The sequence below is a fragment of the Streptomyces umbrinus genome, from assembly GCF_030817415.1.
In the GTDB taxonomy this organism is placed as follows: domain Bacteria; phylum Actinomycetota; class Actinomycetes; order Streptomycetales; family Streptomycetaceae; genus Streptomyces; species Streptomyces umbrinus_A.
The window spans coordinates 1,233,327-1,255,411 of record NZ_JAUSZI010000002.1 but is presented as its reverse complement, the minus strand read 5'-3'; the positions used below and the strand labels follow the sequence as shown (position 1 = coordinate 1,255,411).

20 protein-coding genes are annotated in these 22,085 nt (G+C 70.9%); 5 read left to right on the top strand and 15 right to left on the bottom strand.

Annotated elements, in window-relative coordinates; translation table 11 throughout:
* The first annotated feature begins 8 nt into the window (after positions 1-8).
* Both QF035_RS06355 and QF035_RS06350 read left to right on the top strand, forming a co-directional pair.
* Positions 9-809 (top strand): fibronectin type III domain-containing protein, encoded by an 801-nt coding sequence (locus QF035_RS06355; protein ID WP_307518847.1) that lies wholly within the window; start codon positions 9-11, stop codon positions 807-809.
* Positions 810-918: 109 nt separating this feature from the next.
* Positions 919-1,602 carry an NUDIX domain-containing protein gene (locus tag QF035_RS06350; RefSeq protein WP_307530915.1) on the top strand — a complete coding sequence of 228 codons (684 nt, stop codon included), beginning with the start codon at positions 919-921 and terminating at the stop codon, positions 1,600-1,602.
* A 51-nt stretch (positions 1,603-1,653) separates the two neighbouring features.
* Here the strand turns inward: QF035_RS06350 and QF035_RS06345 are convergent, their stop codons facing one another.
* The 8 genes from QF035_RS06345 to QF035_RS06310 form a co-directional block, all read right to left on the bottom strand.
* Positions 1,654-2,421 carry a sulfite exporter TauE/SafE family protein gene (locus QF035_RS06345; protein ID WP_307518845.1) on the bottom strand — a complete coding sequence of 256 codons (768 nt, stop codon included), beginning with the start codon at positions 2,419-2,421 and terminating at the stop codon, positions 1,654-1,656.
* A gap of 238 nt (positions 2,422-2,659) precedes the next feature.
* Positions 2,660-3,280 (bottom strand): L-threonylcarbamoyladenylate synthase, encoded by a 621-nt coding sequence (locus QF035_RS06340; RefSeq protein WP_307518844.1) that lies wholly within the window; start codon positions 3,278-3,280, stop codon positions 2,660-2,662.
* A gap of 153 nt (positions 3,281-3,433) precedes the next feature.
* On the bottom strand, positions 3,434-4,837 hold the full coding sequence (sthA, locus tag QF035_RS06335; protein WP_306936034.1) for a Si-specific NAD(P)(+) transhydrogenase: 1,404 nt from the start codon (positions 4,835-4,837) through the stop codon (positions 3,434-3,436).
* Between the two features lie 64 nt (positions 4,838-4,901).
* Positions 4,902-7,625: a tetratricopeptide repeat protein gene (locus QF035_RS06330; protein ID WP_307518843.1), complete on the bottom strand. Its 2,724-nt coding sequence runs from the start codon at positions 7,623-7,625 to the stop codon at positions 4,902-4,904.
* 16 nt (positions 7,626-7,641) lie between these two features.
* Positions 7,642-8,244, bottom strand: a complete 603-nt coding sequence (locus QF035_RS06325) for a hypothetical protein (RefSeq protein WP_307518842.1) — start codon at positions 8,242-8,244, stop codon at positions 7,642-7,644.
* A 277-nt stretch (positions 8,245-8,521) separates the two neighbouring features.
* Entirely contained in the window at positions 8,522-9,205 is a 684-nt protein-coding gene (locus tag QF035_RS06320) for a formylglycine-generating enzyme family protein (protein WP_307518841.1), read from the bottom strand.
* 12 nt (positions 9,206-9,217) lie between these two features.
* Entirely contained in the window at positions 9,218-9,601 is a 384-nt protein-coding gene (locus tag QF035_RS06315) for a signal peptidase I (protein ID WP_307518840.1), read from the bottom strand.
* A 67-nt stretch (positions 9,602-9,668) separates the two neighbouring features.
* A complete protein-coding gene (locus QF035_RS06310) occupies positions 9,669-10,184 on the bottom strand; it encodes a PadR family transcriptional regulator (RefSeq protein ID WP_307518839.1) in 516 nt (171 codons plus the stop codon).
* 84 nt (positions 10,185-10,268) lie between these two features.
* Here QF035_RS06310 and QF035_RS06305 point away from each other — a divergent pair, with 84 nt between their 5' ends.
* On the top strand, positions 10,269-11,696 hold the full coding sequence (locus tag QF035_RS06305) for a carotenoid oxygenase family protein (RefSeq protein WP_307518837.1): 1,428 nt from the start codon (positions 10,269-10,271) through the stop codon (positions 11,694-11,696).
* 34 nt (positions 11,697-11,730) lie between these two features.
* Here the strand turns inward: QF035_RS06305 and QF035_RS06300 are convergent, their stop codons facing one another.
* Positions 11,731-12,885 carry a Gfo/Idh/MocA family protein gene (locus QF035_RS06300; RefSeq protein ID WP_307518836.1) on the bottom strand — a complete coding sequence of 385 codons (1,155 nt, stop codon included), beginning with the start codon at positions 12,883-12,885 and terminating at the stop codon, positions 11,731-11,733.
* Between the two features lie 133 nt (positions 12,886-13,018).
* Between QF035_RS06300 and QF035_RS06295 the strand changes: the two genes are divergently transcribed.
* Together QF035_RS06295 and QF035_RS06290 are read left to right on the top strand one after the other, a co-directional pair.
* The gene (locus QF035_RS06295; RefSeq protein WP_307518835.1) at positions 13,019-14,029 is read left to right on the top strand and encodes a LacI family DNA-binding transcriptional regulator; all 1,011 of its coding nucleotides are present in this window, start codon (positions 13,019-13,021) and stop codon (positions 14,027-14,029) included.
* 158 nt (positions 14,030-14,187) lie between these two features.
* Entirely contained in the window at positions 14,188-15,657 is a 1,470-nt protein-coding gene (locus QF035_RS06290; RefSeq protein ID WP_307518834.1) for an FAD-binding protein, read from the top strand.
* Positions 15,658-15,686: 29 nt separating this feature from the next.
* Here QF035_RS06290 and QF035_RS06285 read toward each other — a convergent pair whose 3' ends face one another.
* The 6 genes from QF035_RS06285 to QF035_RS06260 all read right to left on the bottom strand — a co-directional run bounded on the left by QF035_RS06285 (position 15,687) and on the right by QF035_RS06260 (position 22,083).
* Positions 15,687-16,481 (bottom strand): hypothetical protein, encoded by a 795-nt coding sequence (locus tag QF035_RS06285; RefSeq protein ID WP_307518833.1) that lies wholly within the window; start codon positions 16,479-16,481, stop codon positions 15,687-15,689.
* 73 nt (positions 16,482-16,554) lie between these two features.
* Positions 16,555-16,968: a hypothetical protein gene (locus QF035_RS06280; RefSeq protein ID WP_307518831.1), complete on the bottom strand. Its 414-nt coding sequence runs from the start codon at positions 16,966-16,968 to the stop codon at positions 16,555-16,557.
* Positions 16,969-16,994: 26 nt separating this feature from the next.
* Positions 16,995-18,827 carry a hypothetical protein gene (locus QF035_RS06275; protein WP_307518830.1) on the bottom strand — a complete coding sequence of 611 codons (1,833 nt, stop codon included), beginning with the start codon at positions 18,825-18,827 and terminating at the stop codon, positions 16,995-16,997.
* A gap of 166 nt (positions 18,828-18,993) precedes the next feature.
* Positions 18,994-20,034: an ABC transporter ATP-binding protein gene (locus tag QF035_RS06270; protein WP_307518829.1), complete on the bottom strand. Its 1,041-nt coding sequence runs from the start codon at positions 20,032-20,034 to the stop codon at positions 18,994-18,996.
* The gene (locus QF035_RS06265; RefSeq protein ID WP_307518828.1) at positions 20,031-21,122 is read right to left on the bottom strand and encodes an ABC transporter ATP-binding protein; all 1,092 of its coding nucleotides are present in this window, start codon (positions 21,120-21,122) and stop codon (positions 20,031-20,033) included. Before QF035_RS06265 ends, QF035_RS06270 begins: the two co-directional genes overlap by 4 nt.
* Complete coding sequence (locus tag QF035_RS06260; protein WP_307518827.1) at positions 21,115-22,083, bottom strand: ABC transporter permease; 969 nt, start codon at positions 22,081-22,083, stop codon at positions 21,115-21,117. Before QF035_RS06260 ends, QF035_RS06265 begins: the two co-directional genes overlap by 8 nt.
* Positions 22,084-22,085: the final 2 nt, after the last annotated feature.

Below are 22,085 nucleotides of genomic sequence, written 5' to 3'. Positions count from 1 at the left end.
GAGAACCCATGAGTGTTCCCGTACGTATCGCAGCGCCGACGGCGCTCGTCTTCGCTCTCGTCCTGGTGCTGTCGGCCTGCTCGGCCACGCGGACGAAGGGCGAGGGCGGGGCGGACAAGCGTCCCGCGACCGCCGGGCACCCCGTGGCCGGGAAGGCCGATGCCGCCTCGGGGGTCGTGCTTCATGCCGAGCGCACCACGCCCACCGACATCGATCTGCGCTGGCGGGGCGGCGGTTCGGGTGCCTCCGGCCACGTCCTCGAATTCGCGACGGACGAGTCGGGACCGTACACCGTTCTGCAGTATCTGCCGCCTCGAGTGACGAGCTACCGGCACCCCGACCTGATCCCGAACACCACCTTCTTCTACCGGCTGCGTGCCTTTCGGGGTCCTGTCTCGAAGGCGGTGAGCGTCACCCTCCCGAAGGGAGAACTGACGGCGGAGGCCGAGAACTCCAGCCACGACTGGCTGCCCGCCCGCAAGGATCCGAAGCGGACGGTCCCGGGCCGGCCCCTCCGTTCCACGGGTGCGGGAGCGCCCACCGGGTTCAAGGCCACGGTCAAGCACGCGAACGGCATTCTCTTCACGTGGACGGACCGTGCCTCCGACGAGGCGGGGTTCCTGCTGGAGGCCCGGACGAGGACGGGCTCGGCCTACGAACCTGTCGTGGTCCTCGATCCCGACGTCAATTCCACCGGGCTGATCACCCTGCCCGCCGAGAAGGAGGCGTCCTACCGGGTCCGGGCCTTCACCTACGGAGAGCGGTCGAACGTGGTCCGGCTGACCACCGGCGAGTCCACCGGTCCCTGACCTGCATGACACGGACCGGACCAGGATGGTAGAAGCAGGACATGACCACTTGTTCCACCTGCACATTCACCTCCGGCACCACCCGCACCTCCTCCCCGGCCGGCGCCCGATGACCGCGGGCGTCGACACCCCCGACAGCAGGGGCCGCACCGGCCTCGACCGGGTCGGCCTTGACCTGACGGGAAACCACCGGGTCAAGGTGCGGGACGTGAAACTGCTGTCCTGCCACTGGTACGTGGAGCGCACCACGACCTTCGACTTCCAGCACGCGGACGGCACCTGGTCCACCCAGGAGCGCGAAACGCACGACCGCGGCAACGGCGCCACGATCCTGCTCTACGACGAAGACCGCGAAACCGTGCTGCTCACCCGGCAGTTCCGTTATCCCGTGTACGTCAACGGCCACCCGGACGGGATGCTCGTCGAGACCCCCGGCGGACTGCTCGACGAGGACGACGAACACCCCGAGGTCGCCGTACGACGCGAGGTCATCGAGGAGACCGGCCACACCGTCGGCGACGTCCAGCGGGTCTTCGACGTCTATATGAGCCCGGGATCGGTCACCGAACGCGTGACCTTCTACGCGGCCTCGTACGGACCGGCCACCCGCACCCACGAGGGCGGCGGCCTCGACGAGGAAGGCGAGGACATCGAGATCGTCGAACTGCCCTTCCGCCAGGCCCTGTCCATGATCCGCACCGGCGAGATCGCCGACGCCAAGACCATCATGCTGTTGCAGTGGGCGGCGCTGGAAGGGCCGTTCAGCGTGAAGGACGCGTCCGCCACCGAGTAGTCCACCCGGCACGCATGGAACCCGAGCAGTCCACTCGGGTTCCATGCGTGCTCAACGGAGCAGCAGTTGGACGATCGCGACGGTGCCGACCGCCACGATGAGAGCCCGTAGGGCCGCGGGACTGAAGCGGCGGCCGATCCTGGCCCCGAACTGGCCGCCCAGCGCGGAACCGCAGGCGATCAGCGCGACGGCCGTCCAGTCGAAGTCCGCGACGAAGAGGAAGAACGTCGCGGCGGCCGTGTTGACGATGGCGACCAACACGTTCTTGACGGCGGTCAGGCGCTGCAGCGACTCGTCCAGGAGCGTTCCCATCACCGCCACATAGATGATTCCCTGCGCGGCGGCGAAGTAGCCGCCGTAGACGCTGGCGAGAGTCAGGCCGGTGAACAGCAGTGGGCCGCCGTCCCTGTGGGCCGGGACGCCGGTCCGTTCGCGCCGGCCGCGCAAGTACTTGCCGATGAGGGGCTGGAACGCGACCAGAACGAGGGCGAGCCCCACCATGACCGGCACGATCCGCTCGAACGCCGTCGCGGGGAGGGCCAGCAGGAGCGTGGCGCCCGTCAGGCCCCCCAGCAGGGCACCGACGCCCAGTTTCAGGATGCGCCGGCGCTGGCCGCGCAGTTCCTCCCGGTAGCCGAAGGCGCCGCTGATGTTGCCGGGGATCAGTCCGAGCGCGTTGGAGACCGTGGCGGTGACGGGCGGCAGGCCGGTGGCGAGCAGAACCGGAAAGGTGATGAGCGTCCCCGAGCCGACCGCGGTGTTGATGCCGCCGGCGCCCACCCCGGCGGCGAACACGGCGAGACCTTCCAGCGGTGTCACGCGGCGCCCTGCCCGGCGTGACCGCCGCCCATGGTCTGACGGGCGGCAGGGGCAGTACGGCGGAAGAGGCGCCGGGAGATGTTCATGGAGCCGACGCTAAGCGGGGAACGATTCGGCCCACGCCGAAGTGTCCCGGCCGTTCCCAACCGGCTTCCGGCCCAGCCGCGAACTGCTCTCACCCGGCCCCCGGCCCGGCCGCGTGTCGACGCGCGGCGCGGCCGCACCGCGGAGCGGCGTATCACTCGAACCGTGCCGTGTCGCCCGCTCCCTTGCGCACGATCTCGGCCTCACCACTGGAGAAGTCGATGACCGTGGTCGGCTCGGTGCCGCAGTCCCCGGAGTCGATCACCGCGTCGACGACGTGGTCGAGCTGTTCCTTGATCTCCCAGCCCTGGGTCATCGGCTCCTCCTCGTCGGGCAGGAGCAGGGTGCTGGACAGGAGGGGTTCGCCGAGCTCGGCGAGCAGCGCCTGGGCGACCACGTGGTCGGGGATACGGACACCGACCGTCTTCTTCTTCGGGTGGAGCAGCTTGCGCGGCACCTCCCTGGTCGCGGGCAGGATGAAGGTGTAGCTGCCGGGGGTCGACGCCTTGATCGCGCGGAACACGTCGTTGTCGACCTGCACGAACTGGCCGAGCTGCGCGAAGTTCTGGCATACGAGGGTGAAGTGGTGCCGGTCGTCGAGCCGGCGGATCGACCGGATCCGGTCGATGCCGTCACGGCTGCCCAGCTGACAGCCCAGCGCGAAGCAGGAGTCCGTGGGGTACACGACGAGCGCGCCCGTGCGGATGGAGTCGGCGACCTGGCTGATCGTCCGCTGCTGAGGATTTTCGGGATGAACGTCGAAGTACTTGGCCACGTGCCGAGCTTATGCTCTCGGCCCCTGCGGCCGACGCAGGCCCGGTGCGGAGGTCCGGTGAGGAGGTCCAACGCGGAGTCCGGTGCGGTTTTCCCCGGGGCGCTGGTGAGCGGGGCTCACCAGCGCCGTGAGCGGGTTCGGCGTGGAGGGTCGTCAGTCCCTGAGCCGGTCGATCTGCCGGATCTTGTTGGTCGCGTCCAGGGCGGCCACCTTGTACGACTCGGCGAGCGTCGGGTAGTTGAAGACGGCGTCGACCAGGTAGTCGACGGTTCCGCCGCAGCCCATCACGGACTGCCCGATGTGGATGAGCTCGGTGGCGCCCGTGCCGAAGCAGTGCACGCCGAGCAGCTTCCGGTCCTCGGGGGAGACCAGCAGCTTGAGCATGCCGTGCGAGTCGCCGATGATCTGGCCCCGGGCCAGTTCGCGGTAGCGGGAGATGCCCACCTCGAACGGCACGCAGTCCTCGGTGAGTTGGTCCTCGGTCTTCCCGATGAAACTGATCTCCGGAATGGTGTAGATGCCGATCGGCTGGAGGTCGTGCATCCGGTTCACCGGCTCACCGCACGCGTGGTACGCCGCCGTACGCCCCTGCTCCATCGAGGTCGCGGCCAGCGCCGGGAAGCCGATGACGTCGCCGACGGCGTAGATGTGCGGCACCTCGGTGCGGTAGTGCTCGTCGACGGTGATCCGCCCGCGCCGGTCGGCGGACAGCCCCGCCTTGTCCAGGTCGAGCTCGTCGGTGAGCCCCTGCCTGCCCGCGGAGTACATGACGGAGTCGGCGGGGATTTTCTTGCCGCTCTCCAGGATGGTGAGCGTGCCCTTGGGGTGTTTTTCGACCGCGGCAACGGTCTCGCCGAAGCGGAACGTGACCGCGAGGTCCCGCAGGTGGTACTTGAGCGACTCGATCACCTCGACGTCGCAGAAGTCGAGCATCCCGGGCCGCTGTTCGACCACGGTGATCTTGCTGCCGAGGGCGGCGAACATGGAGGCGTACTCCATGCCGATCACGCCTGCCCCGACGATGACCATGGAGCGCGGTACCTGCTCCAGGTTGAGAACGTTGTCGGAGTCCAGGATCGTCCGCTCGTCGAACTCGACGGTCGCGGGCCTGGCCGGGCGGGTGCCGGTGGCGATGACGATGTTGTCGGCGCTCAACATCCGGTCGTGGCCGGTCACTTCGCGCAGGGCGACGGTGTGGTCGTCGACGAAGCGGCCGGTACCGGCGAACAGGGAGACATGGTTGCGGGAGAGCTGGTTGCGGATGACGTCGACCTCGCGGCTGACCACGTGAGAGGTGCGCGCGGTCAGGTCGGCGACGGTGATGTCCTCCTTCAGGCGGTAGCTCTGGCCGTACAGATCGCGCTGGGTGAGACCCGTGAGATAGAGGACCGCCTCGCGAAGCGTTTTCGAGGGGATGGTCCCGGTATGGATGGAGACCCCACCGACCATGTCGGGGCGGTCGACGACGGCGACCCGGCGGCCGAGCTTGGCCGCGGCGATGGCGGCCTTCTGGCCGCCCGGGCCGGATCCGATGACGAGCAAGTCGAAGTCGCGCACCCTCCGGAGTGTGTCAGCCAGAGGCTCTCGCCCGAAAGGGTGAACGGGTGTCGGTTCTTCCCGCTCACTGGAAGCCGGCGAGCTCCTGGCGGGTGCGCAGGGTCCAGGAGTGCTCCTCGCCGAGGTGCCGGACACGGTCCTGGAGTATCTGCCGCAGCAGCCGTGCGGCGCGCGCCCGGTCGCCTGCCTCACCGACACAGCGGGCGTGGGCGTTGCGGCTGCCCAGGGTGGCGGGGTGGTCGTCGCCGAGGATCCGGGTGCGGTCCTGTACGAGGATCTCCAGCAGGTCGGCGGCTTCCGCGGCGCGGCCGACGGCGCCCAGGCCGCGCGCGTGACCGCTGCGGGCGGCGAGCGTGTGCGGGTGGTCGTCGCCCAGGGCCGACCGGCAGTCGTCGACGAGGCGCTCGTACAGTTCGACGGCTTCCTGGGGTCGGCCGCGGCGGCTGGTGCTGCGGGCGTGGGCGGCGCGGATGGCGAACAGATGCGGGTGGCCGTCGTCGAGTACGGCACGGCTGTCGGTGAGCAGCTCGTCGAGCAGCCGCGCGGCCTGGTCGGGATCGCCCGCCTCGCCGGTGAAGAAGGCCCGGTAGCGCCGCCACACCAGGGCCACCGGGCTGCGGGAGCCGTGCGTCCCGCTGTCCCGCGCGCCGTCCCCGTTCGCGTCGGCCAGCAGTGCGGTGAGCAGCGCCGCCGCCCTGGCGGGGTCTCCGGACTCGCCGAGGAAGCGTGCGTGCCCATGACGGGCCGCGACGGTGTCGGGATGGTCCGGGTCGAGGACCTGGAGGCAGTCCTGGATCAGCTCCTCGAACAGCTCGGCCGCCTGCGCCGCGTGTCCGGCCTCCCCCAGGAAGTGGGCGTGGTGGCGCCGGTTGTTGAGCGTGTACGGGTGGTACGGGCCCTGCGTACGGGTCCGGTCGGCGACCAGGCTCTCGAAGAGCCGGGCCGCATGCGCGGGGCGGCCCGCGTCGCCCAGCAGATAGGCGCGCCCGTAGCGGGTGCTGAGGGTGTGCGGATGGTCGGCGCCCAGCAGCCGGGTGCGGTCGGCGAGCACCGTCTCGAACTCCGCCAGCGCCGGGCCGATCCGGCCGGACTCGCCGAGGAACAGGGCAAGGTTGTTGCGGCTGTTGAGGGTGTGGGAGTGGCCGGCACCCAGAACCCGTGCGCGGTCGGCGACGACGTCCCGCAGCAGGTCCGCCGCTTCGGCGGGGCGGCCGGCCATGCCGACGTACCGGGCGTAGGCATTGCGGTTCTCCAGTGTCTCGCGGGCGTCCGGGCCCAGTTCGCCCGTCGACTCGGTCACCAGCTCCCCGTACAGCTCGACGGCCCGCGCGGGGTTCCCGGCTTCGCCCACGCAGGTCGCGTACCACTGGCGGGGCAGCCGTCCGCGGCCCAGGCCGGCCTTCTCGAACGCGGCCATGGCGTGCGAGAGGTCGCCGCGCTGGTAGGCGGTGGTGCCGATGTCGAGTGCTCCCGTGGCGTTCGCGTGGCCGATGAGGGTCTCCCAGACGGTGTCCGGGATGCGCGGCGGCGGGACCTGCTCGTCGAGGGTGTGGTGGAGGTAGTCGAAGGCCTGGAAGCGGTCCCCGTCGTGCGGCAGCAGCAGGCTGGAGGTGGCATGCAGCGGTTCCGTCGCCCAGGTCAGCGCCTCCTCCCAGGGCTCCGGACGCAGCGCGGTCCCGCCGCGCCGCTCCAGATACACCTCGTGCAACCGGAGCAGGACCTCCTGCGGCAGCGGCTGGTGGAAGCCCGTACGGCGGGCGTCCGCGGCGGCCGTCACCAGCGCGGCGGCGCGCGGATGGGTGCCGGGCGACCAGGCGTTGTGCCACTCGTCCAGCAACTGCGGTGCGGCGGCCAGGTATTCGGCCACCCCGTGACCGTCCCGGCCGGCGCCCTTGACCGCCGCCCTGATCCGGGGGTCCTCGGTGTGCCGCTCGGCGCGGGCGATCTCGGCCGCGCTCCACGTACGGTCCACCCGCACCGTGGTGGCCAGCCGGATCACCTCACGGCCGCTGCGCAGGACATCGAACCCGGGCTCGTTGTCGGCCCCCGACCTGGCCCCGAACTTGCCGTGCTGCTGGGCGCTCATCGTCGCCAGGATCACCACACTGGAGTCCTCGGAGCCCAGCATCCGCTGCACATGACCCGCGGTCAGCCCGCCGACCCCCAGAAACACGTCCAACTCGTCGAGCCACACGACAGACCGGCGCGTCCGCACGACGAGGTCGACCAGGGGAACTGCCGACTCCCGGCTGTCGGGCACGATGAGGTGGTACCTGGCGAAATGCTTGCGCATCACCTCGTACGCGAGCCGCGACTTGCCCGCCGTCGACTCGCCGATCAGCAGGACGAACCCCTCACCCGCACTGAGCGCGGCCTCCACCTGCGGCATCATGTCCCGGTCGATGAACGCGGGCACCCGGCCGAGACCCGCCGCCCCACCACCGCCCGGCGGCGCCGGATGCACCCCGAGCCAGATCGGATCCCGCGCGTCGGCCACGGTCGGCACCCGCCCCCGCCGCGAGATCCTCAGCAGACCGGGTAACGCCTGCTGCCGCGCCGCGACCCGGTCCAACGCCTGCCCGCCCGATGCCACCGCGGCCCCCGCGGGCGCTGCGACGGCAGCACCGGGCGGCCCGAGAACCGCCACGAGCACCGGGCGAGCCACGGCCGCCACCAAGCGCACCACCCCGGCCCCCACAGACGCGAACCACCCCGCCCGCCACGCCATGACACCACCCCCGTGCGGCTGTTGGTCCTCCTTTTCCCGCTCGGGGGCCGGTGTAGCCATGCCGCGGGCGTTCCGCCTACTCGTCGGGGAACTTCCAGATGTACGGCTCGCCGTCCTCCTCCGACCAGTGGACCTCGAGGGACTTCGCGTTCGAGGGGACCAGGTACGACTCGCAGAAGACGTGGCTCTCGCCGGACTTCCAGCTCGTGACGTCGTACGGGTCCTCGCAGCCGGGGGCGTCGTCGGCGGAGCCGAGGAGCAGGGTGCCGCGCTGTCCGTCCGCCCAGATGGTGGTGCCGTCGCCCGCGTCGGAGTCGCTCGTGAGGGCCGGGCCCGCCTTGTGGGTGTACTTCACGTGGGCGACGGCGAGGGCCATGCCCTTGGCGTCGGCCTTGTCCTGGACCAGCTTCTCGGCCTCGGCCTCCGTGCCGAGATCGACCTTCTGGGCGGTGATCTCGTACGTGACCTTGCCGTCCTCCTCCTCGACCTTCCCCGTGGCGCTCTCGCCGGTGGCCAGCTCGCCCCCGGACGAGGCCTTGGACTGCGAGGCGGAGGCCTTGGGCCGGGAGGACTTCTTCGCGTCCGTGCCGGCGTCGTCGCCACCGCCGCATGCACTGAGGGTGAGCGCGAGGACGGCGGCGGGTGCGACGGCGCGCAGCGCGGAATGGTGGCGCAGCAAGACAGACTCCTTGAGATGAAAGGTGTGGGGGAGGCGAGGCCCCGGCTGCCGGTGGCGGCGCGGCCTGGCGGGCCGCGGTCAACACGGGCGGGGCATGGGGGAGTTCGCGCTCCTCGCAGAGGGCGCGATCACTCATCCGTTGAAGATCTTGGTGCAACCCAATGCGCTGCGTCAACAAATGTGAACGTTGTGTGAGGTGCGGTCGCCCTGGTGTGGAGGGCGCGTTGACCACGGGGTTCCGTGGCGACCCGGGTAACTCCCCGTCCCGGTGGGCGGATCAGGGCGCGGCGGAGCGCGCGACGCGGAACCCCACGTCGTCGACCTGATAGCTCGGGTGACTGCGGCGCCGTGCGGAGGCCCGGCAGCTCCAGTGTTCGTCGAACCAGCCGCCGCCGCGCAGGACTCGGTAGGTCCCGTAGACCTCGGCGTCGTAGACGTCCCAGCACCAGTCCCAGACGTTGCCGAGCATGTCGTGCAGGCCCCAGGGGTTGGGCTGCTTGCCGCCCACGTCGTGGATGCGCTCGTCCGAGTTGCCGCGGTACCAGGCGATGTCGTCGAGCGGCCCGTAGCGCGGCCCGGTCGTACCGGCGCGGCACGCGTGCTCCCACTCGGCCTCGGTGGGCAGCCGGTACCCGTCCGCGGCCGCGTTCCACTCGATGCCCTCGACGCCTTCGTCGTCGGTGTGGAGGAGGTACGCGGGGGCCAACCCCTCGTGCCGGGACAGGGCGTTGCAGAACCGGACCGCGTCCCACCAGGACACGCCCTCCACGGGCAGCAGGTCGCCCTCGGCGCTGCTCGGCCGCGCACCCGTGACCTGTGCGTACAGCGCCTGCGTGACCGGGAACGCCCCGAGCCGGTACGGCGCGAGGTCGACCTGCCAACTGCGGTGCGTCCGCCGGTCCGACAGCGTCACCTGCCCCGGAGGGACAGCGATCATCTCGTTCACCGTGCTCGTGTCCATGAGCTGTCGATCCTACTGAGGATCTCGGTCCGTCTCCGGGACCGCGTAGCCGGGCACGGACGGCCAGCGGACGGTCAGCACGACCGACTCCTCCTCCGCGAACCAGGAGTGGTCGACTCCGGGCCCCCACACCACGTAGTCACCCTGCTGTTGCAGCGTGACGCTGCGGCCGGGGAACTCGACGCGGAACCGGCCGCTCACCAGGACCTGGAGGGCCGTGCGTTCCTCGCCCTCGACCCACCGCGCCCGCTCGTCGCCCTTGGGGTGTACGCCCCACTTGATCTCCAGGGCCTCGCTGTGGCGCGGATCGTCGGCGTCCTTGAAGTGGCCGAGCAGCCACCCCCGGTCCAGTGCCGCGTCCTTGCCCGCGTTTCCCACATACACACTGTCGTTCACGCGCCCGGACGCTAGCAGTTGCCCGCGTCCGGTGCCGCGTCCGGTGCCGTGGCGAGGGTGGCGGGGCCTACCGTCCGTCCAGGATCGCGGGCAGCTCGTCCATCCAGGCCAGCACCGCCTCCTCGTAACGGATGCCGAAGGCCAGCGTGGCCTCCGTGAAGCGGTCCGGGGCGCCCGCGGCCGCTCTCTCGCGGTAGTCCGCGAGCCGCTTCTCGTGGTCCGCGCGGTGCCCGGCGATGAACTCCGTCAGCCGGTCCCGGTCCAGGGCGGAGCCGAAGGCGATGGTGAGCAGCAGCGGATAGCGGATCTGCTCGGAGCCCGGCGGCTCGGCGAGCCATGCGGCGAAGGCGGCCCGGCCCTCGTCGGTGAGGCGGTAGGGCTGCCGCGACCGGGGGCCCGCGGGCCCGGCCTCGACGAGCCCGCGGCCGGCGAGGGCCGCGAGCTCGCGGTAGACCTGGCTTCGGGTGAGGGTCCAGAAGTCGCCGATGAGCTGCTCGGCGGTGTGCACCAGCTCGTACCCGCTGGCTTCCCCGCCGTGCAGGAAACCGAGCAGCGAAGCCGCGGTGGGGTTGAGGTCGGCCATTCCGTTCTCCCCTTGACATTCCACTGTGGACGGTGTGCCATGAAATGAAGAGCACAGTCCACTGTGGCATGTCGGGAGGCGACCATGAGTACACCGGGTTTCGCGGCCGGGTTTCAGGGGCTGCACGACGAGGCCGAAGTCGCAGAGCTTCCGGTCAAAGGGACGCTGCCCGGCTGGCTGGAGGGGAGCCTGCTGCGGAACGGCCCCGCGCGCTACGACGCGGGGGAGCGCTCCCTGCGGCACTGGTTCGACGGGCAGGCGATGCTGCACCGCTTCACCATCGAAGGCGGAAGGGTCTCCTATGCCAACAGGTTCCTCGACACCGCCGCCCACCGCGCCGTCGAGTCGGGGACGATCGCCTACCCCGAGTTCGCGACCGACCCGTGCCGCTCACTGTTCGCCCGTTTCTTCACCCGCTTCTCGCGCAGGCCCACCCTGAACGCGAACGTCAACATCACCCGCTTCGGCGACCGCTTCGTGGCGCTGACCGAGACGCCGATACCGGTCGCCTTCGACCGGGACACGCTCGCGACCGCGGGAGTGGTCGGCTACGAGGACGAGTTGAGCGGCCAGCTGACCACGGCCCACCCGCACCAGGACCCCACCACCGGTGACCTGGTCAACTACCTGCTGCACTTCTCGCGCACCAGCGAGTACCGCGTCTACCGGCAGAAGGCCACGGGCACGGCCCGCGAGCTGATCGGCAGCCGCCGGATCGCCCGCCCCTCCTACATGCACAGCTTCGCGATCACACGCCGGTACGCGGTCCTCGCGGAGTTCCCGCTCGTGGTGAACCCGATGAGCATCGTGCTCAGCGGTCGGCCGTTCATCGAGAACTACCGCTGGGAGCCGGAGCGCGGCACCCGCTTCACGGTCATGGACCTGCGCGACGGCTCGGTGCGCGGTGTGTACGAGGGGCCGGCGTTCTTCGCGTTCCACCACATCAACGCCTTCGACGACGGCGACGACATCGTCCTCGACATGTGTTCGTACGAGGACGCCTCCGTCATCGACACGCTGTACCTGGACCGACTGCGCGCGGGCGACGCGGTCCCGTTCGCGCTGCCCATCCGCTACCGCATCTCTCTCGGCACCGGCGACGTCGAGATGAGGCGACTGTCCGAGGAGGCACTGGAGCTGCCGCGCATCGCGTACGAGCGGCACAACGGCGTCGACTACCGCTACGCGTACGGTGTGGGCGCCCGCGACCGCAGCGGTGACGACTTCCTCAACCAGCTCGTGAAGGTCGACGTGACGACGGGCCACGCGCTGAAGTGGTCCGAGGAGGGCTGCTACCCCGGCGAGCCGGTCTTCGTGGCGGCACCGACCGCCGCGCCCGGCGCGGAGGGCGAGGACGACGGTGTCGTGCTGTCGGTGGTCCTCGACTCGGCGCGGGGCTCGTCGTTCCTGCTGGTGCTGGACGCCCGCACGTACGAGGTGCTGGCGCGTGCGGACGTGCCGCACGCCATCCCCTTCGGCTTCCACGGGCTGTTCACCCGGCGCACCTCGTAGGCGCGGGCCTCGGCCCTTACGCGGGCTTCGGTCCTTACGCGGGACTCGTCCAGGTCCCGCTCTCGGCGGAGCGGGACATCGCGTCCAGGGCGGCCGCGCTGTGGACGGCGTCCTCGACCGTGGCGCCGTACGCCGTGCCCTCGGTGATCGAGCGCAGGAAGTTGTAGGCCTCGATGACCTTGAGGTCGTCGTAGCCCATGCTGTTGGCCGAGCCCGGCTGGAAGGCCGCGTACTCCCCGTGCCCGGGACCCACGTACAGCGTGCTGACCGGCTGGTCCTGGTACGACGTGCCCCGGCTGACGCTCAGCTCGCCCATGCGGCGGAAGTCCCAGGAGACCGCGCCCTTGGTGCCGTGGATCTCGAAGCCGTAGTTGTTCTGCTCGCCCACCGAGACCCGGCAGGCCTCCAGGACACCGCGGGCGCCGGACGTGAAGCGCAGGAGGCAGGACACGTAGTCCTCGTTCTCCACCGGGCCCAGTTCGCCGCCCGTCGAGCGGGCGTGGCCCGCGGTGGCGCCGGTGGGCCGGGCGCGCTCGGGGACGAAGACGGCCGTGTCGGCGGCAAGCGACGCGATCTCGCCGAGCAGGAAGCGGGCCAGGTCCACACCGTGCGAGGCGAGGTCGCCCAGCACTCCGCTGCCCCCGCGCTCACGCTCGTACCGCCAGGTCAGTGCGCCCTCGGGGTGGGCCGCGTAGTCACTGAAGAGGCGGATGCGGACGTGTGTGACCGTGCCGATCCCGCCGGAGGCGATCAGCTCGCGGGCCGCCGCGACGGCAGGTGCGTTGCGGTAGTTGAAGCCGACCGTGCCCTGCACGCCCGCCTTCGTGACGGCACCGGCCACGGCCCGCGCGTCCTCGGCGGTGAGGCCGACCGGCTTCTCGATCCAGATGTGCTTGCCCGCCTCGGCCATGGCGACGCCGATCTCGCGGTGCAGGAAGTTCGGGGCTGCGATGCTCACCGCCTGGACCCGGGGATCGGCGGCGACCTCGCGCCAGTCCCGAGCCGCCGTCGCGAAGCCGTACTGCTCGGCGGCCTCCTCGGCCCGGCCGGGCACCTCGTCGGCCACGGCGACCAGTTCGGGCCGCACGGGCAGCTGGGGGAAGTGGTGCGGCACACGGGCGTACGCCTGGGTGTGCACCCGCCCCATCCAGCCGAACCCCACGACGGCGACGCCGAGCGTACTCACCATGACTGCCCTTCTTTGGACCGGTCCAGAACTCTCCCGGTTCACACTGAAGGCCTGTTCCCGCACGTGTCAAGCCCGTCGGAGTATCCTCGCAACCCTTTGACAAGCCATCGATCCCTGTGGAACGGTCCATTTCATGAGACCACCGACGATCCGCGACGTCGCCGAACGGGCCGGAGTGTCGAAATCCCTGGTCTCGCTCGTGCTGCGCGGATCCGACCAGGTGCGCCCCGAGAAGCGGCAGGCCGTGCTGGCCGCCGTCGAGGAGCTCGGCTACCGGCCCAACGCCGCCGCGCGCAGCCTCAGCGAGCGGCGCACACGCACGGTGGGCGTGCTCCTCAATGACATGCGTAACCCCTGGTTCGTGGAACTGCTCGACGGCCTCAACTCCCTGCTGCACGCCCACGGCCTGCGCATGCTCCTTGCCGACGGTCACCTCAACCTGCGCCTGGGCGAGGACCTGACCCGCGCCTTCACGGACCTGCGGGTCGACGGCCTCATCGCCGTCGGCACGCTGCCGGGCCCCGAGGCCCTGCGCACGGCGGCTACGCGGGTGCCCACCGTCGTCGCGGGCGCCCGCGAACCCGTACTGCCGCACGTCGACATCGTCGCGAACGACGACCAGTACGGCGCCCGGCTCGCCACCGAGCACCTCATCGCGCTCGGTCACCGGCGCATCGCCCACATCGCGGGACAGGGCATGGTCGGCGAACTGCGCCGCCGCGGCTTCGAGACGGTCATGCGCGAACACGGACTGGCCGACACGGCCGTCGTGGAACAGGGCGACCTGACCGAGGAGGGCGGCTACCGGGCCACGGTCCGGCTGCTGAGCGCGGGCGAACGGCCCACCGCCGTCTTCGCCTTCAACGACATCGCCTGTGTCGGCGCCCTGTCGGCCGCCGAGGAACTCGGGCTCCGCGTGCCGCACGACCTCTCCCTCGTCGGCTACGACAACACCTACCTCGCGCGCCTGCGCCACCTGTGGCTCACCACTGTGGACAGCGCCGGCCACGACGTCGGCCGCCGCGCGGCGCAGTGCCTGCTCGACCGGATCGCCGACCCCGCCCGTCCCGCCGAGACCGTCCTCAGCACGCCGGTGCTGGAGGTACGGGGCACGACGGCCGCGCCGCGCGAGACCCGCGCCTGAGCCACGCACACCACGAGCCCCGCCGGAGCAGTGCAGGCGAACGCCCGGCCCGAACGAAGCCCGGGGAGCACCGGCGCGGGGCCGTGTCCTCGTGCGCCAAGGGTTCTAGAGTGGGCGGCTGTTGACCGGTTCACCGTGTCCTTCCCCTGGAGGAACGCATGTCCCGCAGACCGCCCCGACGTTCCGTGCTGCGCGACCTGGCCGCCGCAGGAACCGCGGTGATCGGCTTCGACCCCTTCACACGCAGTTGGGCGGTGACCCCGTCCGACCGGCCGCTGCACGACATCCCAGATCTGGACGGAACCCTCCACACCGACGAGGCCGCGCTGAGCGCCGCCGCCGACGACTTCGGCCACATCGTGCACCGCCGACCGGCCGCGGTGCTGCGCCCGGGCTCCGTCGCGGACGTCGTGGCGATGGTGCGGTTCTGCGACAGGCGCGGAATCCCGGTCGCCCCACGCGGACAGGGCCACGCCACGAACGGCCAGGCACAGGTCGCCGGCGGCCTGGTCATCGAGACCGCCCCGTTCGCCGCCATTCACTCCGTCGACTCCGGCAGCACGAGCGTCCGGGTCGGCGCCGGCGCCAAGTGGAGCGACGTCGCCAAGACCACCCTCGTCCACGGCCTGACCCCTCCCGTCTTCACCGACTACCTCGAACTCTCCGTCGGCGGAACGCTGTCCGTCGGAGGCCTCGGCGGCCAGACCCACCGCCACGGCGCGCAGGTCGACAACGTCCTGGAGCTGGAAGTCGTCACCGGCGCGGGGGAGTTGCTGCGCTGCTCCCCGACCCGCCACCAGGACCTGTTCCTCGCCGTACTCGCCGGCCTCGGCCAGTGCGCCGTGGTCGTCGGCGCGACCGTACGACTGGTCCGCGCGCCCGAGACCGTACGCCACTACCTCCTGCCGTACGACGATCTGCGGACCTTCGTGGACGACCAACGCGTGCTCGTCCGCGACCGACGGTTCTCCTACGTCGAGGGGCAGATGGTTCCGGATGCCACGGGCGCCTTCCGCGGGTACGTCATCGAGGCCGTCGCCTACGGACCTCCGGCCGGAGACGTTCCCGACGACACCGCGCTCCTGCGGGGCCTGCGGCACGACCCCTCCGGCGCGGAGATCACCGACATCCCGTACTACGACTTCCTCGACCGGCTCGCCCCGGCCGTCGCCGCTCTCAAGGAAGCCGGGCTGTGGGCATACGCCCATCCATGGCTCAACCTGCTCGTGCCCGGCCGGAAGGCGGCCGAGGTGACAGGCCGGCTCCTGGACGCGCTCACCCCGGACGACGTGGGTCCGGGCGGCGTCGTGCTGCTGTACCCGCTGGTGCGCGAGCACCTGCGGACCCCGCTGCTGCGCATGCCCGACGACCCGGTTCCCTACCTCTTCGCGGTCCTGCGGACCACTCCTCCCGACGACACGGCGTCGGTCCGGCGACTGCTGGCGGCCAACCGGTCCGCGTACGACCTCGTCCGCGCGGCCGGCGGCACCCAGTACCCGGTCGGCTCCGTGCCCTTCGACCGGGCCGACTGGCGACGGCACTTTGGGCCCGCCTGGCCCCGGTTCGCCGCCGCGCGGAAGACGTACGATCCGCGCGGGATCCTCGTCCCCGGACAGGGAATTTTCTGACCGGGCCGGTCATGGGCTGACCGACCCGGTCAGCCGACCGGGTCGTCGCACTGCGTCCCGGGCGGGCAGAACCAGAGCAGGGCCGTGTCCACGAGTTCCCGTTCGTCCTCGGTCCCGTCGGCCTCGGAACCGTACGCGACCAGTGCGTACCGTTCGCCGTCCGTCGCCTCGAAGCGATGGTCGATGACGTGCCGGCTGCCGCCGCCGCCCAGCTCGCCCGCGATCTCGTCGGCGCGGTACTCGTGCTCGGCCGCCTGTCCCACGGCGCTCGGGACCTCCTCCATGGCGACCGGTTCGTATCCGTCGAGCTTCTCCGCCTCGATCTGCGCGGCCTGCAAGGAGGAGTACGGAGAGGTCTCCATCACCTGGAACACCTGAAGCCGTCGGGTGCCGTCCGGACTGCGGTAGTCCACGATGTCGATGCCGTACTGCGACGACCGGCTCTTGCGCTCCCAGCCCTTCGGCAGCGCCACCCGATACCCCGCGACGTCCTGGAAGGACTCGTAGTCCTCGGGGAGGGCCGCCGACGACTCGAAGGTGGTGTCCTGCGAGGGCGACCCGTTCGGCGGCACGTCGTCTCCGGTCCCGCCCGACGTCGTCTCCGAGGAGTCCTGCCCGGTGGCGGCGGGTTCCCGGTACGGTTCCGGCTCGTCCTTCCAGGCCAGTGCCCAGATGCCGAAGGCGAGCCCGGCGACCGCGAGCACGATCCCCGTCTGCTGCCGGACGGTCTTCTGCCGCGGCACGTCCAGGTACTGGTCAGGGTGGAAGAGACGTTCGCGCCGGGAACCGCCCCACTCCTGACGCTCGATGTCGAACACCCTCATCGCAGCGGCCCTCCGTTTCGCCGTCCCGCGCCCGTCATCTGCTGCCTGCCGCCGTCCGTCGTCATCCCGTCGGTCATCCGAGGAGCTGGGCGATGCCCTGCACGACGGCTGTCGCCGAGGCGATGGCTCCGGCGGCCGCGGCCTGCGATCCCAGCCAGCCGCGTACGCCCGTCAGCAGGCGGGTGAGGCGTTCCGGCCCGGCGGCTCCGGTGCGCGTGATCTCCGCCTCCGCGTCGGCGAGTTCACCGTCGAGGGTCGTGTCCTCGGCACTTCGCTCCCGCGCGGGCAGGGCCTCGCGGAGGGCTCGAATCGCTTGGAGCAGTTCCGCGTGCCGCGGGTCCGGCTCCGCCGCCGTCTGGTTGACGGAGTACGCGCTGCCATGGCTGCCGGTGGCGATCGAGCCGCCGCTCATGGAGCCGATGTGCACGCTGCCGGCACCGCCGTCCTGCGTCGGCCGGCCGGGGATGGGGTGTCCTGTGTCGCTCATGTGCTGGGGTCCTTGGGGTCCGGTACCTAGCTGGGGTCGGTGCTCGGCGTGCCGTGCGCCGGTGCGGGGGCGGTGTTGTGCGAGGTGGCGCTGCCGTGGGGGCCGGTGGCGACGGAGCCGCCGGACATCGCCTGGACGAAGACGCTTCCACCGCTGACCTGGTAGACGTGCTGCTCGAACTGCTCGGTCTGGTAGCCGTGTGCGTGGAGCGCCTGGCGCACGCCGTTCACGATGCGCTCCTCGACGGTCTTGATGTACCGGGTGACGTCCATCTCCTGATACGGCGACAGCCAAGAGGTGGCGGTCAGTTGACGCAGCGAGACCCGGGGCACGTCGGGGGCCGGTTCGCGGGTGGACCAGCCGGTGCCGAGCTCCCTGGAGACGGTCTTCAAGGCACTGATGCCCGCGCTGACGCCGGTCGCGGGACCGTGGCCCAGGGCGCGTACGGCGCCGCGCGCCCAGCCCTCGGGCAGCCGGTCCACCAGGGCGTCCACGTTCCTGAAGTCCTTGCGGACCGGGCCGAGTACGTACGGTGAGACCTCCAGTACGAGCATGCCGCCCTGGGTGTGGACGCGGACCAGGACCGTCACCACGACCTGTTCGTGCCAGGCGCCGATGCGGACGCGCAGGAACACGCGCCGCCCCTCGCCGCCCTCGTCGACGGCTTCCTTCAAGTGGGCGGCGACCTGGACGGGGTCGTAGACCGTCAGACCGTCCCCGCCGGCTCCGCCCGCCGCCGTCGCGCTCGCGTCCGGACTGCCGCCGACGTGCAGTTCCTCGTCGCGGCCGACACCGCCCGGCAGATAGACGAAACGGTCGATCTCCAGTTCGCGGAGCCGGTCCTTACCGGTGCGTGCGGCCGAGTCGCGCAGCCGCAGCAACTGGGGCTCGATCATGGCGAGTGCGCCCTCGGCGGTGAGCGGCCCCTTGTCCTGGTGCGGGATCAGGGCTCCGTTCGAGGCGGGGTCGGCCGGGGCGGCAGGCCCGGTCGGCGGCCCGGAGCGCTTGCGCAGTTCCATCGCGAACGACCAGGCCCGACGCCGTGTGCCCAGTCCGACGAAGGGGCTGTCCGCTTCGTAGAGGGTCAGTTTGGCCTGCTGTTCGCGCTGGATGTTGGCGATCAGGTCCTCGTACAACGGCTCTGCGGGCAGGTTCGGTTGAGTCGTCTTCTGGAAGGTCCAGCGCGACAGCCATCGGCACAGGGACCGGCGCTGAGTGGCTTGGTGCCACCATGCGATCAAGGCGATGAGCAGCGGAAAAAGCAGCGGATACGGCGTCTGTACGGTGCCTTGGAGTACCCCGGCCACGTACCAGTACCAGTAGAAGAGGGCGAACATCGCCGCACACCACGTCACCGTGCGGCCGAAGCCCTCGGCCGCCTTGGCCACCGGGTCGGGGAGGCCCGCCTGACGTCCCTCGGAGCTCTGCGTCTTCACGGCGTGCGCGAACCACAGGCCGAGGGCGACGAACGCGTAGAACTGCGACCACGGCATGGGCATTCCGGCGGTGAGCTTCTCGTCGCCGCTGTAGAACGCGGTGAACACGTCGCTGAAACCGACCTCGGCCCCGTCGCCCCAGCTATCGGCGACGCGGTCCCAGAACATCACGACGTCGGACAGGAAGAAGCCGAGCCAGGCGATGAGCATCAGCCATGCCGTGCGCGCCTCCTGCCGGGTGACACGCACGGCATGGGCCAGTACGGGCAGGACGTCGACCCCCAGCGGAGGGGCCACCGGCCGCTCCTGGTGATCCACCAGTTCATCGATGACCCGGCGCCGGAAGCCGGCGTCCTGATAGACGCCGGCACACAACAGCCGGGTCGCCTCCGTGCGGCTGTACGGATGTTCCGGGAGGCTCACTCCGGCCACGTTGCTCCTATGTCCCCTGGTGTCAGGGGAAGGAAGCTAGTGGACGATCGGCCTCGCCCGTCCGGTCGTGGGGCACCGGCACTTCGTTAGGGTGAAAGGCCCCGTTTCCGCTGGACAGGGGTGAGAAGTTCGAAATCTCGGCCCACCATTCGAAACCTCAGCCCATCAGCGGATAGTGGCAGGCGGCCTGACGTCCCGAAGCGGTCCGGGTGAGCGGCGGACGTTCCACCGCGCAGCGCTCCCGGGCGTATGGGCAGCGGGTGTGGAACGTGCAACCGGTCGGCTTGGCCACCGGGTTGGGCACGTCACCGCTGAGGACGATGCGTTCCCGGCGCGATCCGGCCGCCGCCGCGTCGGTGCCGTCGTCGATCTCCGGGACCGCGGACATCAGCGCCTCGGTGTAGGGGTGCGCCGGGGCCGCGTACAGCTCCTCAGTCTCCGCGAGTTCGACGATCTCGCCGAGGTACATGACGGCGATCCGGTCCGACACATGCCGGACCACTCCGAGGTCGTGGGCGATGAAGACGTACGTCAGCCCGAACTCGTCCTGGAGATCGGCGAAGAGGTTCAGCACCTGGGCCTGGATCGACACGTCGAGGGCGGACACCGGCTCGTCGGCGACGATCAGTTTCGGGTCGGTGGCCAGCGCGCGTGCGATGCCGATGCGCTGGCGCTGGCCGCCGGAGAACTCGTGCGGGTAGCGGTCCAGGTGCGCGGTGGCCAGCCCCACGACGTCGAACAGTTCGGCGACCCGCTTCCGGACGGCGGCGGCGTCCCCGTAGCGGTGGATGAGCAGCGGCTCGGCGACGATGTCCCCGGCACGGCGCCGGGGGTTGAGCGAGGCCTGCGGGTCCTGGAAGACCAGCTGCATCCCGGGACGGACGGGGCGCAGGCGGCGCGCGGACAGCGTGCTGATGTCCTGGCCGTCGAACTCGACCCGGCCGCTCGTGAGGTCGGTGAGCCTGACCAGGCAGCGGCCGAGGGTGGACTTGCCGCAGCCCGACTCGCCGACGATGCCGAGCGTCTCCCCGGCACGTACCTCCAGCGAGACTCCGTCCACGGCTCGCAGGACCTTGCGGTGCCGGGCGAGCGAGTCGGCGCGCAGGGTGTAGTGCTTGGTGACGTCCGTGGCGCGCAGCAGTACGTCGCTGCCGGGCCGGGTGTTTTCGTCCGCTGCCGCTGTGTCGAGGGCCGTCACGGCGCCATCTCCCTGTCCGTCTCGTCCGTCCGCTGTGCCCCTGCGCCTGCTTCTGGGCCTGCCCGGGCCGCGAGACGCTGCGCCGCGCGGTCGTCCGGTGGCAGCCAACAGGCGTCGCGGTGGGCGGTGTTGCCGCTTCCCGCGGCGAGCTCGGGGCGCTCCTCGCACCGGTCGTGACGCGCCGGACAGCGCGGCGCGAACGCGCAGCCCTCGGGGAGGCTGTCCGGCGAGACCGGCATACCCGCGATGGTGGGCAGCCGCCGCAGCCGGGTTCCGCCGACGCGCGGCACCGAGTCGAGCAGTCCCCAGGTGTACGGATGGCGGGGGCCGTGGAACACCGCCTGGCGAGGGCCTTCCTCGGCCGCGCGTCCGCCGTACATGACGAGGACCCGGTCGGCGATCTCGGAGACCACGCCCATGTCGTGCGTGATGAGCACCACGGCGGAGCCGCGTGCGTTCAACTCCCGCATCAGGTCCAGGATCTGGGCCTGGATCGTCACGTCCAGGGCCGTGGTCGGTTCGTCGGCGATCAGCAGTGAGGGGCCGCAGGCGAGGGCCATCGCGATGACCGCGCGCTGTCGCATGCCGCCGGAGAACTCGTGCGGGTAGGCGTTCACCCGCGAGGCCGCGTCGGGGATGCCGACGTCGGACAGCAGCTCCACCGCGCGGGCCCGTGCGACCTTGCGGGACACCTGCTCGTGGGCCCGTATCTGCTCGGCGATCTGCCAGCCCACGGTGTAGACGGGGGTCAGCGCGGTCATCGGGTCCTGGAAGACCATGGCGATCTCCCGGCCTCGTATCGCGCGCATCTCCTTGTCGGGGAGAGTGAGCAAGTCGCGGCCACGGAAGAGGACTTGGCCCGAGACGGTGACGTTCGGGTTGGTCAGCAGGCGCAGTACGGCAAGCATCGACACGCTCTTGCCGGAGCCCGACTCGCCCACCACGCCCAGGATTTCGCCGGGAGCCACCGAGAGGGAGAGACCGTCGACCGCCGTGACAGAGCCTCGGCGGGTACGGAAGGTCACCCTCAAGTCGCGTACGTCCAGCAGGGGTTGGCCGGGCAGTTCCTTGACTGGCTGATCAGGCATGGCGGGCCCTCGGGTCGAGTCGCGCGTACAGGATGTCCACCAGGGCGTTGGCGAGGACGACGAAGAAGGCCGCGTACAGGACCGTGCCCATGATCACGGGCAGGTCGAGGTTCTGCAGGGCGTCGAACGTGAGCTTGCCGACGCCCGGCAGTCCGAAGACCACCTCGGTGAGCAGGGCGGCGCCGCCCACGAGCGCGCCGAAGTCCAGGCCGAACAGGGAGACGATCGGGATGAGTGAGCAGCGCAGGGCGTGCCGGACCAGGATGCGCCGCTCGGACAGGCCCTTGGCACGGGCGGTGCGTACGTAGTCCTCGCCCAGCGCGGTGACGACCTCGCCGCGCAGCAGCCGGGCGTAGATCCCTGCGTAGAGCAGCGCCAGGGTCAGCCAGGGGAAGAGCATGTGCAGTGCCCACTGGCCGGGGTCATGGCCCAGTTCGACGTATCCGGGTGGTGGCACCCAGGAGAACACCGTGTCGTGCAGCCGGTTCTGGGTGACCAGGTTGACGACCTCGCCGAGCCAGTAGGCGGGCAGGGACACGCCGACCACTCCGACCAGCATGATCAGTGGGTCGGCGAGCGTGCCGCGCAGGGCTGCCGCGGCGGTGCCCATCACGATGCCCACCGTCATCCAGATGACGGCCGCCCCCACCACGAGCGAAAGGGTCACGGGCATCGCCTGCACGATCTGCGGGACGACACGGGAGCCGCGGTTGACGAACGACTCCAAGTCCCGGTCGACCAGCAGGTGTTGCATCATCAGCAGGTAGCGGACGGGCATCGGCCGGTCCAGCCCGAAGGAGTGCCGCACCTGGGCGAGAGTGGCCGGATCGGCGTTGCGGCCCGCGATCCGCGCGGCCGGGTCCACGCCGGGGGTCGCGAAGAAGATCAGGAACACCAGCACGCTGATCGCGGACATGACGAACAGGGCGGACAGGAAGCGCCGGAGGGCGAAGTACAGCATGC

Coding starts and splice junctions, on each gene's coding strand:
- QF035_RS06355 (WP_307518847.1), top strand. CDS start 9: ATGAGTGTTCCCGTACGTATCGCAGCGCCGACGGCGCTCGTCTTCGCT.
- QF035_RS06350 (WP_307530915.1), top strand. CDS start 919: ATGACCGCGGGCGTCGACACCCCCGACAGCAGGGGCCGCACCGGCCTC.
- QF035_RS06330 (WP_307518843.1), bottom strand. CDS start 7,625: ATGGCTACACCGGCCCCCGAGCGGGAAAAGGAGGACCAACAGCCGCAC.
- QF035_RS06320 (WP_307518841.1), bottom strand. CDS start 9,205: ATGGACACGAGCACGGTGAACGAGATGATCGCTGTCCCTCCGGGGCAG.
- QF035_RS06310 (WP_307518839.1), bottom strand. CDS start 10,184: ATGGCCGACCTCAACCCCACCGCGGCTTCGCTGCTCGGTTTCCTGCAC.
- QF035_RS06305 (WP_307518837.1), top strand. CDS start 10,269: ATGAGTACACCGGGTTTCGCGGCCGGGTTTCAGGGGCTGCACGACGAG.
- QF035_RS06300 (WP_307518836.1), bottom strand. CDS start 12,885: ATGGTGAGTACGCTCGGCGTCGCCGTCGTGGGGTTCGGCTGGATGGGG.
- QF035_RS06295 (WP_307518835.1), top strand. CDS start 13,019: ATGAGACCACCGACGATCCGCGACGTCGCCGAACGGGCCGGAGTGTCG.
- QF035_RS06290 (WP_307518834.1), top strand. CDS start 14,188: ATGTCCCGCAGACCGCCCCGACGTTCCGTGCTGCGCGACCTGGCCGCC.
- QF035_RS06285 (WP_307518833.1), bottom strand. CDS start 16,481: ATGAGGGTGTTCGACATCGAGCGTCAGGAGTGGGGCGGTTCCCGGCGC.
- QF035_RS06280 (WP_307518831.1), bottom strand. CDS start 16,968: ATGAGCGACACAGGACACCCCATCCCCGGCCGGCCGACGCAGGACGGC.
- QF035_RS06265 (WP_307518828.1), bottom strand. CDS start 21,122: ATGCCTGATCAGCCAGTCAAGGAACTGCCCGGCCAACCCCTGCTGGAC.
- QF035_RS06260 (WP_307518827.1), bottom strand. CDS start 22,083: ATGCTGTACTTCGCCCTCCGGCGCTTCCTGTCCGCCCTGTTCGTCATG.